Origin of the sequence: Gottfriedia sp. NPDC056225 (genome assembly GCF_042267765.1) — a bacterium.
GTDB lineage: Bacteria > Bacillota > Bacilli > Bacillales > Bacillaceae_G > Gottfriedia.
In genome coordinates, this window is the sequence record NZ_JBHJTJ010000058.1 from 1 (window position 1) to 18,129 (window position 18,129).

Annotated in this window: 17 protein-coding genes and 3 pseudogenes; 16 read left to right on the top strand and 4 right to left on the bottom strand. The window is 32.8% G+C overall.

The genetic code is table 11. From position 1 onward, the window contains the following. Positions 1 to 1,218 precede the first annotated feature (1,218 nt). Positions 1,219 to 2,576 (bottom strand): annotated as a pseudogene (locus tag ACFCYN_RS22305) (IS1182 family transposase). A 156-nt stretch (positions 2,577 to 2,732) separates the two neighbouring features. Then, positions 2,733 to 3,503, bottom strand: a complete 771-nt coding sequence (locus tag ACFCYN_RS22310) for a TetR/AcrR family transcriptional regulator (RefSeq protein WP_375951860.1) — start codon at positions 3,501 to 3,503, stop codon at positions 2,733 to 2,735. A gap of 134 nt (positions 3,504 to 3,637) precedes the next feature. On the opposite strand from ACFCYN_RS22310, the gene ACFCYN_RS22315 reads away from it, so the two are divergent. From ACFCYN_RS22315 to ACFCYN_RS22360, 10 genes are all read left to right on the top strand, one after another. Then, positions 3,638 to 4,522: an ATP-binding cassette domain-containing protein gene (locus tag ACFCYN_RS22315; RefSeq protein WP_375951862.1), complete on the top strand. Its 885-nt coding sequence runs from the start codon at positions 3,638 to 3,640 to the stop codon at positions 4,520 to 4,522. 3 nt (positions 4,523 to 4,525) lie between these two features. Continuing rightward, entirely contained in the window at positions 4,526 to 5,317 is a 792-nt protein-coding gene (locus ACFCYN_RS22320) for an ABC transporter permease (protein ID WP_375951864.1), read from the top strand. Positions 5,318 to 5,781: 464 nt separating this feature from the next. Next, the gene (locus ACFCYN_RS22325) at positions 5,782 to 6,234 is read left to right on the top strand and encodes a JAB domain-containing protein (protein ID WP_375951865.1); all 453 of its coding nucleotides are present in this window, start codon (positions 5,782 to 5,784) and stop codon (positions 6,232 to 6,234) included. A gap of 956 nt (positions 6,235 to 7,190) precedes the next feature. Then, positions 7,191 to 7,589 carry a helix-turn-helix domain-containing protein gene (locus ACFCYN_RS22330; protein WP_375951867.1) on the top strand — a complete coding sequence of 133 codons (399 nt, stop codon included), beginning with the start codon at positions 7,191 to 7,193 and terminating at the stop codon, positions 7,587 to 7,589. A gap of 253 nt (positions 7,590 to 7,842) precedes the next feature. Further along, positions 7,843 to 8,211, top strand: coding sequence for a hypothetical protein (locus ACFCYN_RS22335; RefSeq protein ID WP_375951869.1), 369 nt, complete (start codon positions 7,843 to 7,845; stop codon positions 8,209 to 8,211). Further along, positions 8,212 to 8,808, top strand: a complete 597-nt coding sequence (locus ACFCYN_RS22340) for a hypothetical protein (RefSeq protein ID WP_375951871.1) — start codon at positions 8,212 to 8,214, stop codon at positions 8,806 to 8,808. Continuing rightward, a complete protein-coding gene (locus ACFCYN_RS22345) occupies positions 8,795 to 9,673 on the top strand; it encodes a ParM/StbA family protein (protein ID WP_375951873.1) in 879 nt (292 codons plus the stop codon). Before ACFCYN_RS22340 ends, ACFCYN_RS22345 begins: the two co-directional genes overlap by 14 nt. Next, positions 9,673 to 9,990, top strand: a complete 318-nt coding sequence (locus ACFCYN_RS22350) for a hypothetical protein (RefSeq protein WP_375951875.1) — start codon at positions 9,673 to 9,675, stop codon at positions 9,988 to 9,990. The genes ACFCYN_RS22345 and ACFCYN_RS22350 overlap by 1 nt, the downstream gene beginning before the upstream one ends. 272 nt (positions 9,991 to 10,262) lie before the next feature. After that, on the top strand, positions 10,263 to 10,571 hold the full coding sequence (locus tag ACFCYN_RS22355; RefSeq protein WP_375951876.1) for a hypothetical protein: 309 nt from the start codon (positions 10,263 to 10,265) through the stop codon (positions 10,569 to 10,571). A gap of 114 nt (positions 10,572 to 10,685) precedes the next feature. Beyond that, positions 10,686 to 11,141 (top strand): cell wall hydrolase, encoded by a 456-nt coding sequence (locus tag ACFCYN_RS22360; RefSeq protein ID WP_172447971.1) that lies wholly within the window; start codon positions 10,686 to 10,688, stop codon positions 11,139 to 11,141. A gap of 95 nt (positions 11,142 to 11,236) precedes the next feature. Here the strand turns inward: ACFCYN_RS22360 and ACFCYN_RS22365 are convergent, their stop codons facing one another. Then, positions 11,237 to 11,464: a hypothetical protein gene (locus ACFCYN_RS22365; protein ID WP_172447970.1), complete on the bottom strand. Its 228-nt coding sequence runs from the start codon at positions 11,462 to 11,464 to the stop codon at positions 11,237 to 11,239. A 519-nt stretch (positions 11,465 to 11,983) separates the two neighbouring features. Between ACFCYN_RS22365 and ACFCYN_RS22370 the strand changes: the two genes are divergently transcribed. Next, positions 11,984 to 12,151 carry a hypothetical protein gene (locus ACFCYN_RS22370; protein ID WP_375951879.1) on the top strand — a complete coding sequence of 56 codons (168 nt, stop codon included), beginning with the start codon at positions 11,984 to 11,986 and terminating at the stop codon, positions 12,149 to 12,151. 299 nt (positions 12,152 to 12,450) lie between these two features. Continuing rightward, positions 12,451 to 13,125 (top strand): annotated as a pseudogene (locus tag ACFCYN_RS22375) (GH25 family lysozyme). 282 nt (positions 13,126 to 13,407) lie between these two features. Here the strand turns inward: ACFCYN_RS22375 and ACFCYN_RS22380 are convergent. Next, the gene (locus ACFCYN_RS22380) at positions 13,408 to 13,686 is read right to left on the bottom strand and encodes an HU family DNA-binding protein (RefSeq protein WP_172447969.1); all 279 of its coding nucleotides are present in this window, start codon (positions 13,684 to 13,686) and stop codon (positions 13,408 to 13,410) included. 613 nt (positions 13,687 to 14,299) lie between these two features. On the opposite strand from ACFCYN_RS22380, the gene ACFCYN_RS22385 reads away from it, so the two are divergent. From ACFCYN_RS22385 to ACFCYN_RS22400, 4 genes and pseudogenes are all read left to right on the top strand, one after another. Continuing rightward, the gene (locus tag ACFCYN_RS22385; RefSeq protein WP_375951881.1) at positions 14,300 to 14,515 is read left to right on the top strand and encodes a DUF1648 domain-containing protein; all 216 of its coding nucleotides are present in this window, start codon (positions 14,300 to 14,302) and stop codon (positions 14,513 to 14,515) included. Positions 14,516 to 14,971: 456 nt separating this feature from the next. Further along, positions 14,972 to 16,210, top strand: a complete 1,239-nt coding sequence (locus ACFCYN_RS22390; RefSeq protein ID WP_375951883.1) for a helix-turn-helix domain-containing protein — start codon at positions 14,972 to 14,974, stop codon at positions 16,208 to 16,210. Between the two features lie 656 nt (positions 16,211 to 16,866). Beyond that, a pseudogene (locus ACFCYN_RS22395) lies at positions 16,867 to 17,061 on the top strand (transposase); the annotation flags it as partial. A 799-nt stretch (positions 17,062 to 17,860) separates the two neighbouring features. Continuing rightward, positions 17,861 to 18,129: hypothetical protein (locus ACFCYN_RS22400; RefSeq protein ID WP_375951884.1), on the top strand; the 269-nt coding region annotated here is incomplete at its 3' end.

Here is an 18,129-nt window from a genome sequence, read left to right on the forward strand (position 1 = left end):
TTGTAAATGTAAGCGCTTTCTGATATACTAGATAGTAGGTTGGATGGCATGTGTGGCTATCATCGTATTTGGCGTAGGTGGGGCCAGTACTAGGGGCAGTTGAGATAGTGTTTGTGATGAAAAAATACGGAAACTGTAAAAGCTTTTGAAAATGTAATTGGTAAGAGGTAATAAAGTAATTATTAAATTGGATAAAATGAAATTACTGGATAGTTTTAAAAAGCTATCCAGTTTTTATTTGGTAAGTTGGATTCTACTAGTTTAAGTAGTGGAATCAAAATCCTTTTATTTTGATTTTAATTATTTGCAGGTTTCACTATGGTTAGGAAGACACAAACAATTGGCTTACGCTTGATTATCTATTTAGGGAAGGCAATGTTAGGCGTTTTTTTAACATGACAATGGTAATTGAAAGGAAATCAAAATTGATAGTGGATGTAAGTTCATTCTGAAATTGAATTCTTGTACTAAGCGGATTAATTTTCGTTACATATCCAATGCGTGACATGTCCATTTAGTCATTTCTTAAAGAATTTTGGTTTCCTTGCTTTCAGGTAGTAGTCGTTCCATTTCTTCTATTTGAGTTTCATCTAGAAGTGATCTTGGAGTTTTTTATTATCCCAACAATGAACCTTTTGTATTTATATGGGATTAAGTATAAAAAGCTATGTCATTTCTACATTCCACGATCTTTATTTATTCATAATTTCGCCCTTCATTCAATATAGGAACAATCGCTCTTGTTGTTTAATCGCTCTGTCATAAATATATTGGATATTCCTACACTCCCTTTCAGTTATTACAAGGCATGTAGTCTTAAGGCTGCAACTTTTCTTTAAGAAATAAGAATTTCTAGAGTTAAAATCATACAGAACTTCTACTGGGGGCAGGACGACGGACTGATCAGAAAGGAATAAGCATCCTTTCTGTCATTTCCGTACGTGTCGCTTCGGTACTAAATGGATCGATAACCACAGTTTGTATGACTCATGACTTCGCCTAAAATCTGTAGGTTCCTGATCCATTTACGACAAGCCGCCGTCCCGAACGAGCCGAAAACTATAAAATCAAAAGAATAAAAGAATAGTAGAAAAAAGGAGAGCAGCCATTACGGCTGCTTAGATTGTCGGCAAAAGGGGTTCAGAATGGTCTTATTCCGAATCCCTTTTGTAATTTTTTTGTATTTTGAGTGAGAATAGACTACTATTCTCCTCATTTTTATGCTGTTTTTGGGCCACTCCATGTCCAGGTGGCCATCTTCTTTAAATTCATGGATGCAAAAGTAAGCATCGCCTGCATCGACAATTTTTTAAGTCCCCTTAAAGTTGTCCATCGCATGCCATGCTTTTCTTTCGCATCTGCGAAAACACGTTCAATCGTTTCTTTTCGCTTCGCATAGATTGGTTTTACTTCTTCATGATGTCTAAGGTGTTCTGCTTCCTCGATGTATTCTTGCCAAATGTGACGAGTCACCACTTTTTGATGATCTTTACTCTCCGTACATTGCGCTAAAAACGGGCATGTCGCACAAATCTTTTTTTGTGATTTGTATTCACGATAGCCTTCTTTCGTAGTTGTTGAATAAGTCAAAACCTCTCCTGTAGGACAAAGATAACAATCATAGTGCTCATCATAAACATACTCATGTTTTCGGAAAAAACCTTCTTTTGTTCGTGGTCGTGTGTATGGTAAAGCTGGTGTCATTTCGTTATCAATTAAGTATTTCGCTATAGCCTGTGTTTTGTATCCTGCGTCTGCCGCAACCGAAGTAGGTTTTCCAACTTTCTCAATCACTTCTTTTACTAATGGTTCCAACATTTGACTATCATGTACGTTCCCCGGAGTCACAATACTTCCTAATACAAAGCTGTTTCGACCAGAAGCTGCATGAAAAGAGTAGGCAAATTGTTTGGTCCGTTCATCTTTTACATAATAGCCACTCTCTGAATCAGTTTTACTCTCTTTGATTTCTTTTTGTTCTTCTTTCTCAAACTTGTCCGGGGGAAACGGCTTTTTTCCATGGTCTTCACGATCTTCATTAATTTCTTGATTGAGTTGATTTTGATAAGCCCGAGTCTCTTTGCGAACGACTTTCTTTTCAAATTTATGCTTATTTGCGCTGGCTTTCACATGGGTGGAATCAATAAAAACGTGTTCTGAACTAATTAATTTCTTCTCGGCAGCCAATTTTAAAATACGATAGAAATCTGTTCAAATAAATCGGAATCTTGAAATCGACGCTCATAGTTTTTACTAAAGGTTGAAAAGTGAGGTACTTTATCATAAAAGCCATAGCCTAAAAACCAACGATAAGCCATGTTTGTTTCAACTTCTTCAATTGTTTTACGCATGGAGCGAATACCAAATGTATATTGAATAAAGGTTAACTTAATTAAAATAACCGGATCAATGCTTGGGCGACCAACAGGAGAATACATGTCTTTCACTAAATCATAAATAAATGAAAAATCAATTGATGCTTCTACTTTTCGGACTAAGTGATTATCAGGTACAAGTTGGTCGAGCGCGATTATTTCCAATTGATCTCTTTGAATTGAATGATGTTTTGAAAGCATGTATCTCACCTCAATAAATTTTACTAATTCTATTTTAAAACAAAAAAGACTGTAGGCATTGCTATTAAGCAATGCCTTTTTTTGTTATCTATTTCTTATTTTACTAGAGCTCGTATCCGATGATTGTTAAATTTTCTTCAGACTCATACAATGCAACTAGTTTACTTGTTCTTTTAATTTTATATAATGTTCAATTCCATCTAAAATTCTTTCCAATCCAAATTCAAAATCATTTCCAATTGGGTTATTTTCTGGATGATCTTCAATATATACATTAGACATAATGACTGGATATAAATCTGGGAATTGTTCAGGGGTAACCAATTTTTTTAAAGCGTCACCAAACTCTACCCCGTTAAATGCATTTTCACTTTTTCCTGATTTAATTGATTTTAGCATGTCACTAACAATTGTTCCGCACCATCTTGAATAACCGCTTAACAAAAGAACAAAAGACATTTTTTCATAATCATTTAATGGAAGATCACGCATTGTATATAGAGCATAATCAACGAATTTCAGTTGGTTTGGTGTAATTGGTACACCTGAAATTGGAATATCAGCAAACCAATGATGTTTTTGAAATACTTCCATATTCGTTCGAAAATATTCACGCATCTTTGAACGCCAATCCATATCACTATTTGATGTAAAATTCGCATCTTTGGATGCAGCTTCCTGCATTAATAATAGTAAATCATCTTTACTTGGTATGTATCGATATAAGGACATTGTCGTATAACCGAGAGAGGTTGCAACTCGATTCATTGAAACTGCTTCTATACCATCACGATCTGCTATTTCAATTGCAGCTCCAACAATTTGTTCTATACTTAGCTCTCTTTTTGGCCCTCGTTGTGGTTTACTCGCCACTCCCCAGCTAATCGCAACTCCTTGAGGTAATTTAATTTCCTTCTCTTGGCTCACATCGCTCACTCCATTTTTTACTAAAAAAGTATTGTCAACTAATTGTATATATATTATACTGTTTATGCAACAAACAGTTTATACTATAAACAGTTTATGTTGTATAAAGTTTACCAAATGAAGGAGGACATCACATGATTAGTGATCTTATTTTAGAAATAAGTGGATTACAAAAACGATTTGGCAAACAAATTGTTTTAGATGGGTTAGATTTAACAGTAAAAAAAGGAGAAATCCTTGCCTTACTAGGGCCAAATGGAGCAGGAAAAACTACTTTAATTAACATACTTTCAACATTAATAACACCTAATGATGGAAAAATCACATTAAACGGTTTTGATATGACAAAAAACTCTCTTGGAGTTAAAAATTCTATTAGTCTTACAGGTCAATTTGCCGCTGTTGATGAAATATTAACTGCAAAAGAGAATCTCCTAATGATGGGGGAACTTTCAGGTTTATCAAAAAAAGAAGCACATAAACGAGCAGATTTCTTATTAGATCAATTCGAATTAAAAGAATCTGCTAAAAAACAAGTAAAAACTTTTTCAGGTGGTATGCGCAGACGATTGGACTTAGCCATTAGTCTTGTTGTTAAAAGACCACTTCTTTTTTTAGATGAACCAACAACAGGGTTAGACACTAAAAGTAGACGCGCATTGTGGGAAATTATACATCAATTGAAAGATGATGGTGTCACGGTGTTATTAACAACTCAATATTTAGAAGAAGCGGATCAATTAGCAGACACAATAGTATTTTTAGCAAATGGCCGAATCATTGCGAGCGGAACCCCTGCTGAGATGAAAAAACAAATTGGGGGTACTGTCATTGAAGTTCGAGATTTTAATGATGAAATTATTCAAGAAATCTCAACGAATGGGAGTATTGATGAAATTAAAAGAGCAATACATCACATGGATGCTGAGCTTCCAAAGGATTCTAATGTTTATATACGAAGACCAAGCTTAGATGATGTTTTCTTAACGTTAACAAATACTAGAAAGGAGAGTAACTAAATCATGGAAAAAGTAGAAGTACTTCAAACTAAAAAGTTATCACTCTTCGTTAGTAATCGTGTGTTTATTAAACGTAGTTTGTTACAAAGCACGCGAAATATAGAGGTTTTAATAACTTCAATTATGTTACCAATCATGTTGATGCTTATGTTTACCTATGTTTTTGGAGGAGCAATCGATCCAAGTGGTCAATATGTGAATTATGTTGTCCCAGGAATTATTTTACTTTGTGCAGCGTTTGGATCTTCCAGTACAGCTGTAGATATTTCTACTGATATGACAAATGGTATAATGGATCGCTTTCGAACGATGCCGATTCAAAGCAGTGGTGTTATAACCGGCCATGTCGTTGCAAGTTTACTTAGGAATCTTTTAGCAACTGGTATCGTGATTTTTGTAGCATTTATGGTAGGATACGAACCAAATTGTACTTTTACAGAATGGATTTCAGCGATTGGAATAATTGTGTTATTTATATTAGCTTTTACATGGCTTTTTGCTGCAATTGGTTTACTCGTAAGTAGTCCTTCAGCGGCAAGTGGGTACGGATTTATCCTACTTTTCTTACCGTATTTATCAAGCGCATTTGTCCCAACATCCACAATGCCAAAATGGTTACGTGGGATTGCGGAAAACCAACCTATTACGCCTCTTACGGAAACCATTCGAAACTTACTAAATGGTGGAAATGTTAAAAATGATATTTGGTGGGCAATCGGATGGTGTCTATTTATTTTAGTAGGCTCATTTATATGGTCAAATTGGTTATTCCATCGAAAATCTGGTCGACGTTAAGTAATATTAAAAAACTAATGTTTGCACAAGTTCATTACAGTTTTTTTAAAAGAATTTAATAAACATGGCTAATGTGACATAGAGTGGATCAAAACAGCAAAAAAATGTCGATAAAAGGACTCTATTCTCAATCAAAATAAAAAATGACAAAAGGGGCTCGGAATATGAACATTCTGAACCCCTTTTGTCGACATTCTGAGCAGCCATTACGGCTGCTTTTTGTTTGTGATTTTTCCCATTTGCCTTCCGAATCGTAAAACAGCGCAAGCCGACTAAACTTCCTCACGGGTAGGACATCCGAACCTTTCAGGCAGGAAAAAAAGTCGGCTACTCAATCAATCAAGGGGTAAAAAACTTTTTTGATTAATGGCGCTATCGCAACATCAAAAAACTTTTTGTGATGTTTCCCTTGACCGATTGCCTATGCGTGTTTTTCGTTCTCCTTGCAAAAGGAGTTTTGAAAAATGGAATTAACGTCAATCTTTGAAGTGGTACGAATTAAGCAGGAAATTAGGGAAGTACCAGAAACATTTACTTTCGGTCGAATTACATCGCCTATAGAAGCACAAAAATTAGCAGCTTCGTTTATTGCAGACGAAGACAGAGAAGTATTTCTTGTACTTATGCTGAATACAAAAAATGAAGTTGTTGGATTACATAAAGCGCATGTAGGAAGCTTAAATGCAAGCGTCGTCCACCCAAGAGACGTTATGAAATGTGCCATTTTAAACAATGCAGCTTCTATAATTGTCAGTCATCAGCATCCAAGTGGCGACAGTACACCGAGTAGGGAAGACATAGAATTGACAAAGCGACTTGTGGAAGCCGGAAAAATCATCGGAATCGAAATACTAGACCATATCATCGTTAGTTATAAAGGGAATCATTATAGCTTGAAAGAACACGGGAAAATGTAAGGGAAGGGGAGAGATTCCTCCCCTTTTACTTGATTAGAAAATCAGTTATTTAGGAAGATGAAAAACGAGAAGGGGATCCGTGAGACGTTTTCTTTACGCATGGAAGAAAAGCTTATGCTTTTCTTTGAATATAAGCAGGTGTCGAGCCTGCTAGGGGGCCGCTGACGCAGCCATTTTTAAAAGATCTATTCGAAGAAGATTGGTGAGTATTTATGGCGTAAATACTTTTTAAACAAACGTTTGATTAGAAATTGGAGATTTTGAAAGAAGCTAGCTCAATAAGATTAAATTAAAATGTTTGTTCGAAAACTGTTTAGCAGTAATGTATCCCCAAAAAATAGAGATACAGAAGATAAAGTATTATTTTGAAATGAGTTTACAAATGAAAAATAATACTTATAGACCGTAACGAAGTGTAGGGCTTAAATCATTAATAATCCATAAATTTAAATTTATAAGGCAAGTGGAATCCTCAAAAAAGGAAAGTGAAAATTTGGTAGCGAATAGTAGTAAATTAAGGGAGTTGAGAAGAGCCCTATAAAAAAGATTGTATTAATGTATTACAAAAAAAATTAAGTTCTTTAAAATGAAAAGCGCACCGAATGAATAGATATTAATATCCATTTAAATTCGATACACTTTTATTAATATTAAATTTTTCTACCTTTTTCAATACTTTCTTCTAAACGATTGTCAAAGTCTTTATCAGCCATAATATACATAAAATAATACCTCACGCTACTTATAGACATTTTAAAATGAAAATAATACCGAATAACTAGATTAGAAATATTCATTTAAATTCGAAACGTTTTTTAGACTTTCTTATTTATTTCTTTCTACCCTCTTCAATTGTTTCGCGAATACGCTCTTCTAGTTCTTTTTCTTTTAATTTAAATAGCATTTTAATTCACCTTTTTATTTTTCATTCTTTACAGAATAGGAGGTTAATATTCATGGAAGTCACAATTAATATACCAGATGAAATGATAAAGGAGTTTAACAAGCATATAGGTTATTATAATTTGAAGAATGATCTCATTGGAGAAGAATATGAAGCCACATTAAATGATGTCATTATAGGAGCTTTAAAAATGTATTTACAATGGACAGCAATCGAACCATCACCACTTATAAAAACAGAAGACTTAAATATTGAAGCAAAGTATATAGATATCTTAAAAAAACAAAGAAAGAAACAAAAAGAAGTAGCAGATCAATCAGGAATACCTAAAAGTACGGTATCTACTTTATATAATGGGGGACTACCAAGCTTAGAGAACTTTATCAGAATCTGGATTGCATTAGGGCAACCACCAATTCAGCACTTACTTACCGTTAAACCAACGGAGTAAGTGCTTTTTTTATTGATATGAACTCGTTAACCGTACAAAAATATTTAAAAAAGTCCCACAAATCGGAATAGGACAAGCTCCTCAACTAATACATTTTAGCAGAGAGTAAGAATTACTAATTATTACTCACAATTACTTACTATTACTTAAAATTACTCAGAATTTAGTAGGGGAGAGGTGCTTCTAAGAGAAAAAACCGACCGACCCAGGGATAAGAGAAATCTTTAAAAGATTAGTTGGGAGGATAGAGGGGATGAATCTTAATCCAATCTTCAACGATGAAAACTATAAGAAAAGGCGATCGAATAAGAAAACTCGGTCAGATAAAAAAACGGATATAAAAATTTATGTATCACAAAGTAATTATGACTATTTATTTAAAAAAGCTAGTGCACTTGATATGAGTATGACGGAACTTGTCTCAAATGCATTTTACGTAATGTTTAGAAGAGGATATGACTATCAGCAATTTAAATACACAGTTACTGATTACATGGTTCATGTGAAACTAAGTAAACAAGATCATGAAACATTGGGTAGATATGCTGGAGATTGGATGATGAACAAGCGAAAGGCAGCTACAAACATATTTAATAACATTTTGTATATAAGAGGTGTTTAAATGATATCAAAATCTTATAGCGAAGCTGACTTATTGTATTATGATCATTGTAATCGCAGAGGAAAATCATTTTTCAGAGGCATGAATAAATTGCTCGGTGTTCCACTTAACATTGACATACCATCAGTCCACCTTACTCGGTTAACAACAATATGCAGAGACTTCAGGCAGAAAACTGGAGCAATCCTCTTTATCAATAAATTAATCGAATTTTTAGTTCAAGATTTTATTGAAGAAATCACGACAACAGCAAACAAAAAAGAAATATATAGAAGAATCTTAAATATGGACCATTCAATTGAAATTTCAGGGATTCAAGAAAATAAAACTTCAAAGATTCATAGTTTACCAAATTCCTATTTTTCGAACTTACAGACTACTAGGATCGTATTTAAATATGATGATATTTATCGTTTAGAAGTTACATTGTCTGACTTAGAAATCATACATGAACATTATTATACCGTGGAGAAACTTATAGGGTACCTGGTATCTGCTTTTGTGATTGATATTCAACAATCTGGATTGGGTAAAGTAATGAAAGAATTGATTTACAAGCTAGATTCTGAGGAGGAACGTTCAAATGACTACAACTAATCACGCTTTTAATCAGATTATCGCAATTGACGCCGGTAATAACGAAGTGAAATTGTGCATTGGAAGTAAACTAGATAAATTTTGTTCTGCAATTGCCGATTGGCACAGAAGACCACAACAAGAACAACATGGACCAGATGACATGGAATGGGAATACCAGGGGATGAAAGGGTTTGGAGGTACATTAGCAAAGATAGAATCCGAGTTCGGTAGTAGTATGTACGGAGTTTCGAAAAATCACTTTGAAGCGACAATGAGGATTTTATTAGCATTGCACAGAAATACAAACGAAAAAGAAGTGTATCTAGCTGTAGGAAATCCATATGATTCATTAACAAAAGAAGTAGCAATGGACATAAAGAGTTCTTTAATCAAATCCCACGAAATTAAAGTAAATGGTTCTTTGAAAAAATTCGTAATTAAAGATGTGATTGTAGCTGCTGAAGGTGCTGCAGCATTTCATTCAATACCTTATACGACTGAGTTAGTGCGAATCATTGATGTTGGAAGTGGAACAGTGAATTTAATTAGTATTCTTCGAGGTAGAATTATCGATATAGAAAGCTTTACAACAGATTACGGAATGTTGACTAGTAAATATGGTGAAGCGAGCCCATTTGCAATTGCAAGAGGAATTATTGGCGATACGTCTAAGAAATGGAAAAAAGAAGATAAAGTAAAAGTAGTAGGAGGTCCAGCAGAAATAATTGCACCATTTATTAAAAACCATTACGGAAATACAGAAATCATTACACCACAAATATGGACACCTGATGGCATTAAGTTTGCTCCACCTATTTTTAGTAATGTTGTCGGTATGTATAATTTGGCTATGAAGAAATTTAGTGATTTGGTGCAAGTATAATGGGAAAAAGAGGGAGAAAAAAACAGGAAACGGCAAGAGTGCAGATTACATTATTTATTTCGAACAAAGAAGATAAGGAAATCTATGAGTATATCACTCAGGCGACTAGTAATAGTGCTGCAGGTAGAGAATTATTAGTAAGAGCGTGGAGAATGGTCGAAAAACAGCTCGTTTCCGAGCAGTGCCAAATAAAAGATATTGAGATTTATGATCGGAATAATGAATTTCGATTCGATACAGTACCAGATGGTTTAGAGATAATTTATGACGAAGGGGTGCAAGAAGACGCTATTCATATGGATGATTTCTACTATTAATAAATGAAGAAAATGCATTAGTGCTTGCTAATGCGTTTTCTCTCTATTTCATTTTCTCTTTCGAAAAAATAATGAAAACTTCAATGAATTTTATTAAAGTGTATAAGATTGTGAAGAATTGTACTTTAATCAGGAATGGTCAAAGTTAATTCTTAATATATATAACTTCAATAAACAATAAATTTGCAACATACTAGTAGAATAATGTGTAAAAGAACAATTTATTTCAAGCTAAGTTTGTAGTAATTGATAGATGAAAGGGTTGAAAGATGATGAGCGATATAAATGAGGTTGATTTAGATGTTAAAGGAATACCTAAAACAGATAGTAAGATTATGCCTATATTAGAAGTTCTGAAAGTTAGGGAACCTGTCATTCATCATCGAGAATTAGTATCAACAATTCAGGATGTAGATAATGAAACAACTGAGGATTTTTGGGAAATTAGCGCTTCAGGCTGTATCTACTCTCGTTCTATAGTTAAAGATGCGCTTGAAAAACGGTTTCAAGATAATGAAGTAGATGAAATAAATTTTTTTAATGCTTTTGAACATTCTTATGCAACTAGCGCTCAGCATTAGTTGAAGAACACGAGTTGCAGTATTATTTTTTTCGCTCTATTTAAATTATCTGAAGTTCAATCAAAAAAATAATATTCTCTTTTCCTTCATATTATGAGGTAAGGAGGTTTTTTTATGAGCCGAATTAAGTATAATGAAAAAGACGTAGACGTATTAGCAAGGTTAATACGAGCAGAAGCAGAAGGAGAAGGCAAGCAAGGTATGTTAGCAGTAGGTTGTGTAGTTGTTAACCGTGCCTTAGTAACCTGTTCAGACTTTAAAGATGTAGATACAGTACGACAAGCAATATTTCAATATCACGGCAGTGATGCTTCATTTGATGCGATTCACGAATCTTATTTTTATCAGAAAGCAACAGAGCCTTATATCAGCTTAGCGAGACAGTGTTTAGAAGATTGGCGAGGGTATCCTGCTAAGTATTCTTTATGGTACTTTAATCCGTGGGGTCCTGAGTCGAAAAAATGTCCTGCAACTTGGTACAATCAACCAAATGCAGGTAAATGGAAAAATCACTGCTTTTATGAGCCAACTGGAGAAGAATGTGAACAAATTTATATAAGAGTAAAATAGTTTTTCTTAAACTTTGCAAAATTTATGAGGGATTTTAGGGAATTAAAACTACCTTCTTTTTTTACGAAGAAAAAATCCCTCTCTAGAGGGACGTTTCAATAATATACTGGTTGTGAGAGATGACAAGGTGGAAATTCATTTATATCCTGAATCATAAAAAAACTGTATTGTTTTAAGGCAAATTGCGCTTGATACAAATATTCAATTACAAGAATCTTTTCACCAGATATGCCGCACAAGATACCTGACGTTCCTTGCCCATTTCTCAATGAAACACCCACAGGTTTACCAATCAAATATCTAATTTTTTGTTGCCATGGCATAGTAATCACTCCTTCAAATGCATAATATTACATTTTTAAAGAATATGAGCCTGTTCATCTTAAATGCGTGAACAAAAAAACTTCGTAATTCGAAGATATTCTGTAGTAACATAACAACACATACTAAACACAATGTCAGCGTATACATCATATAGTAGAAAATGGGCGTTTTATCCGTCCGCACTACTTTGATCATTTTCTATTACTCACTTTCGTTACTTTGTACTCACACCTTCCCAAAGCTATTATTCCTTAGAAACGTTTTTAAACGTTTCTAAGGAATAATAGCATTTTTTATGCCTCATAATCACCTTATATACGTTTATGGGACGTGTCCTTAAGTGCTCGAAATTTGTAACTTCTGGACGTTACCAGGTCAGATTGGTAAGAGGATGATGTTAATTTACGGATCGTCAATGCGTCTATGGGCATATCTCAACGGTTAATAGGGGTAACATCAGGAAAATGAACTTAGCGTTGTAAATCCGCGTTTTGCTGGTGGTGCCCCAATATAAACTTGTGCCTAGTGAAGAACAAAATCGTAGAGGAGGTAATGTAGCAAAAGGACATGATGTACTAATAGTTGTAACAGCAGAAGAGCAATATATGGTAGAAAACAGTTCGGCTTACCAGGGATTTGTGCCACAAGAAAATGGGACAGGTTTCTATTTTATAAAAGAAATATAGATATAAAATGCTATATAACAAACCTATAAGTAAATGATAAATAAAGAATGATCATTAATATCCTCTATTTAACTATTTAATAGTTTAGTTGATGATGGAATAAAGGAATTTCTGAGGTTGAGCAGAACTTACCAGATGAACAAATAAGAAATAGAAATTCCCTCTATCGGAGTATGTAATAAGAAATATAAATCTGAATGGTGTGAGAGAAGATGATGTTTGACAATATTGAAGAAAAAAAGAAAAAACGCAAATCATTTAGTTATCTATTCATTCTTTTAGTAATTGCATTACTGTTGATGGTATTGTTGTGGTATCAAGGTATTCTTATCCCAAATACTTTCAATGCAAAGTATTACCCTGTGAAAGGAATAGATGTTTCATCTTATCAAGGTGAAATAAAGTAGGAACAATTTCAGAAACAAGACATTAAATTTGCCTTTATTAAAGCTACTGAAGGGAGCACTTTTGTCGATGAGTATTTTGAAACAAATTGGAAAGGTGCAGAAAAAACTAATCTACGGATTGGAGCCTATCACTTTTTTAGCTATGATAGCGAAGATAATACCCAAGCTGAGAACTTTATGAAAACAGTACCCATTAATAAACAAACATTACCTCCAGTCATCGATGTTGAGTTTTATGGAGAGAAAGAAAAAAATCTCCCTAATCGTATTAGAGTAGAGAAAGACCTTCATACAATGGTTCAAATACTTGAAGAGCATTACGGAAAACGAGTCATTCTCTATACGACAAAAAAGGCTTATGATTTGTATATTAAAGATCATTTCGAACAATGTGATATATGGATAAGAGATGTGTTTACCAAACCTTCTTTATCAGATAAACGAACTTGGACATTTTGGCAGTACACCGACCGAGATCGATTAAAGGGATATAGTGGTAATGAAAAATTCATAGATGTAAATGTATTTAATGGAAATGAAAAGGAATTTGAAGAATATGGGTATTAATTCCTCTAATCAAAAGATATGTGATAAAAAAGCCACGAAAAAACGCTCGGAAATACCAAGCGTTTTTTCGTGTTAAATACAATTCTATTTGTCCAGTTAAAATCACTTGGATTTACTGATTTATATATATGATTATTTAACATTTCTTTATATTATCTGAACTACTGGTCATTTTTTTCTTCTTCGAATATATTTAAATAAATTTGGAGACTTATTTAAACAAGTTCTGTTTTGTATGGCTACACCGTCAGATCTATTTAATAAAAATATATATTCTTTAATTTAAGAATTTTTAACGGCATCTTTTAAAGCTTTTCCTGCTGAAAATGCAGGGATTTTTGAAGCAGCAATTTCAATTTCCTCACCCGTTTGTGGGTTTCTTCCTTTTCTTGCGGCTCTTTCTCGAACTTCGAAATTACCAAAGCCAATCAATTGTACTTTATTGCCATTTGATAAAGCATTCGAAATCGTTTCAAATACAGCGTCAACAGCCTTACCTGCATCTTTTTTTGATAATTCGCTTGCTTTTGCTACTGCGTTAATCAATTCTGTTTTATTCATTCGTTATGTACTCTCCTTTATTTCCTAGATTTCTAGGTATATTCCAGTTTTAACATAAGCTGAAGAGCTTTATAATAACGAAAACATCTGTTCTAGTCAACCATTTAATAGAGATGGATATAGATAGAAATCTTTATAAATCTAAAAATCTATGGATCTAACAGTTGTACGTTTTGTACACTGCGAAAATATCGGTTCTTTTCTTTTTTGTTACCTGTCTAAAAGTTAGTCTGTAATAAATGTGCAGAAGCTATATATCTTTTAAACGCCACTTTTAAAAGAACTTGAACTTATTGGTTATAACATTAGATTCCTTACAAGTTGTACAAGGTTAATTCTTAATATTTGAAAATCCTAGAAGTCTATAAGGCAGGCTTAAGACTGCAGTTATTGCTTAAGTAAACAAGTACTTAGTTCTAATTTGTTTCATCTAATTTACATTCTTTGTAAGGCATTATATACATCAAATCGAAATAAATAGGCACTTAGGTTTGTAAAAAGGAGCGTAAAAATGGATGTAAATTAATAATGCAGAATTAATTACTAATAAATTTAATATTTAAGCTTAAATAAAGAGGATGATGTTAGTGCGAATAGCACTAGGACTCTACCAATGACGAAGATAGAGCAAGCAGTGGATATTGTATCTTTCATTCTTCTCGTCTTCAAGTTTGGATACTCATTTTATATATGGAAGGATCTACCTAAGATAATTCCTGCACATTTTAATACTGCATCTGAACGAGAAGGGTGGGGAGGTAGAAATAATGTATTGCAAATTGCAATACCGATCATAGGAATCGTGTTATATGCGGTATATGCTTTGTAAATCCCCTTATGTTTCTACTTTAACTATTACAGTAACAAAAGAAAATGCCTTGCCTTTACAATCACAAAGTCGTAAAACATTTAAGTGGCTTACGTTTGAGGTCATTATTAGTCTTGTTTTATTTTTACATAAATACATTGGTTTTCTACAAGGGGGTAAGAAACTAAATCCATTTTACCTCCACGGCTTCTTTATTGTATTAATTATTAACTTGATTAATTTTCAAAGAAATGAACATAATAATAATTTCACTATAACTTAATGTTCCTATTTTAAAAAAGTTTAAATGATTTTTTTTGTCAAAATGCCAATTACATCAACTTTTCATATAATGAAACTAATTAAAAGGAAATGTCTAAAATTTTTGAGAGATAGATAACTTTCCCCCTATCAACTCAAAGGTGTTCTTTTTGAGAATTAAAGAAGAAAATAACCAACTTAGTGGCGAGGTGCAACATGAAAGAAGTTCTTCTATATACATTTACAAAGTTGATGAAAGATAAAAACTGGAAGCTAAAAGATCTAGCTATAAAATCAGAAATACATAAAACTGAAATCAGTCAGATATTTAATAGTAAAAAAGTGTTATCATTACATAACTTGGATGCCATAACAAAGGCTTTTGAACTACCTGAAGGCTCTTTTTATAATGATTATGTGAAATTATGTTTTAACGAAAGAAACTTACTAGATAAAAGAAGAAGTAGTGCTTTTATATACCAATGTGCTAATAATGGATTTAACTCTGCGTTATCTAACATCTTATCAATTATAAACAACGAAGAATCAGTAGCCATCCGGACAAAATATTTCCAAAATGTATTTTTTATTGCAGAAAAGCTTTTTTTAGAAGGGAAGGAAGAAGTAGCGATTCCTTTATATGAATTCATTATTGAGCATATGTCTAATTCAATAACTGAAGAAGTAGCAATCAGTTATTTTCGGAAATTTTATTGGACGCGTTTAACCAGTGAAGGGAACATAGTGTTAGAGCGTGTATTAGAATATATTTCCTATATGCCAACGAAATTTCAAGAGTTAACGATTTTATGGATTACGGCAACATATTATTCGTTAAAACAATGGGACGAGGTTTTAAGCTTTGCGAAGCGATTAGAAAAAATGACAAAAAGTAAAGATCATTTAGGTCGTGCACTAATGTATCAAGCATTTGCTTTAACTAGATTAGGAGGGAGTTTAAAAGAGGTTTTAAATTTAATCAATAAATATGAAGGAATAAGTGATTATTATGCAGATTTAGCGGTCGGAAATCGATATGTAGCACGCATTGATTTTGGTGATTTTCATGTGGTTGATTCCTATTATAGATGGATTCGAAACCGTGATGATGTTCATGTGGGTATTCCAAGGATTATAGAATGCTATGTGAAATTGGGCCGTTTAGAGGATGCTGAAATGTTTATTGAAAAGTTTCATGATCGAATCGATGAGTTGAGTAACTCATCCAACTTACAGATGAAGCATCTATATTTAGATTATCAATACGCAATTGGATTGTTAAAATGTAAAACAAAACGGTACTATGAAGGATTAGAAGCATTATTAAACGTTGCTTCAAAGGTGAAAAGTGATAAAATCCAAGGTGATTTTCAAAAATGTCTAAGAACAATTTGGGATTATCGAAAGTTTTTAAATAAAGAATTAGAAGAAACGTATATTCGTGCTCTAAGTTAAATAGAATTAATGTGTATATAGATAGTTTACAGAATAATCAATAAACTATTATAGAGTTTAATGGAAAAGGAAATTGACAGGAAATTTTAAAATCCAAGAATTAAATACTGTATATAATAAAGTCGGTAGGTTCGGTCATACGAGAGAGAAAAATACTTAAAATTTTTTTAAGGGCCTGCAAATTAAACGTGTAATACTGGAATACCAACCGAATAAATGGTTATACAACTTTAATTCCCTTTTCTTAACACTTCTTGACATTGAATAGGAAATTGTAAACCTGTGTAGAAATTAGTCTATACAGGTTTTTTATTTGTGACTCTTTTGATGGGCGAAAGAAGATGGTCAAAATAGAGATTATAGATTTAAATATATATATGAGAAAATGAAAAAGTATTATTCAAAATTAGAGAAAAAATCTAATGTCTCATCATCAGTAATCTTTTAAAAGAAGTTAACGATTTAAAATTGTCAACAAAGGTATTCGGAATACTTTTATTCCGAATACCTTTTGTTTTGTGGAAACGAAAACCCTAGGCTAGGCCTAGGGTTCCAAAAAGCTTATAGCGAGGTATTAAAAAAATTCCCCCGAGGTGCTAAACTATTTTTGGTTCGCTAACCAGCCAACCAAAATAGCAGCGTACGGAGGAATTTTTATGTCAAAAGACAGTAATAGTTTAGCACATACAATATGGACTTGTATGTATCACAACGTATTTACCCGAAATATAGAAGGCATGTCATTTACGGAAAAAAAGTAAGACATAGGAGAAATACTCCAATCTTTATGTGAAAGAAAAGGAGTAGAGATTATCGAAGCAACAGCGTGTAAGAATCATATATCGAAACTTTCTAAATAAGGAATTAGAAGATAAATATATCCGAATTTTGAATTGAAAAGAGATAAAAATGAAAAAATGTTGAATTTTATCAAGATAAATCCAAGAAAAATAAGAATTGGTGAATTTTGTAAAAATACAAAATTATAAACTTCCCGTATAATCTGTATATTATGGTTTACTGCAAGGCTGTAATATCACTATAACCGAGTTTTTAAACCACATATCCCAAACGCCCATTCATATTTGGATTCCATAAAATTCTTTGATATGTGCACAATATATTGAACATTTTTCTTTTTAGAGGATGGATTTTCACTCTTCTTAGGTCTCCTTTAATACTTTCTTTTTTATAATGATTAACTTATCTTTTTACAATTACATAAGCAACCTCTATTTCTTCACAATACTTAAATACACTTAAAGAAGAAGCAAAGACGCAGAACTGTACAAAAATAACATTAACTGCAAAATAATTAAAATTCTATTATAACATGGAAATAAATGGAATGTAAGGTATATTTTTTTGCACTAAACGACATTTTTTCGGTTTGTAAAACGACAAGTATTTGTATATGTAGTAGTAATGACAAATAGTAGGGAGATTGGAAGTCATTGAAAAGTATAGCGTTAAGAATGAATAGTAGAAACAAATCAAATTAAATGAACAAGGTTGTTTCTAAGTCTTTATTTGTCGAAAAATGACGAAAAATAATTCGGAATTGATAGAATTTGTCAAAATTCATTTATAATCAATTTTCTGTATAATCTAACTAGAAAGAAAATATCGAAAATGGGGGAGACAACTAAGATGAAACGTTTAATCAAAAGTACAGCAGTTGTAGCATTAGGTACTGGTGTTTTATTAAATGCATTTCCATTAACACAACATCAGACAATTGCCAAAGCTGCAACGCAAACAGCAATTGATCAAGTACTAGCAAAACTTACGCCACAACAGCTACAGGCAATTAAGCAATTGAAATTAACTGACAAAGAGGGGCTTCAATTATCTTCTGATGTTGATCAAACAAGTGACAAGCTTACATCTGTCATTGTCGAGTTTAAGGACAAGCCTCA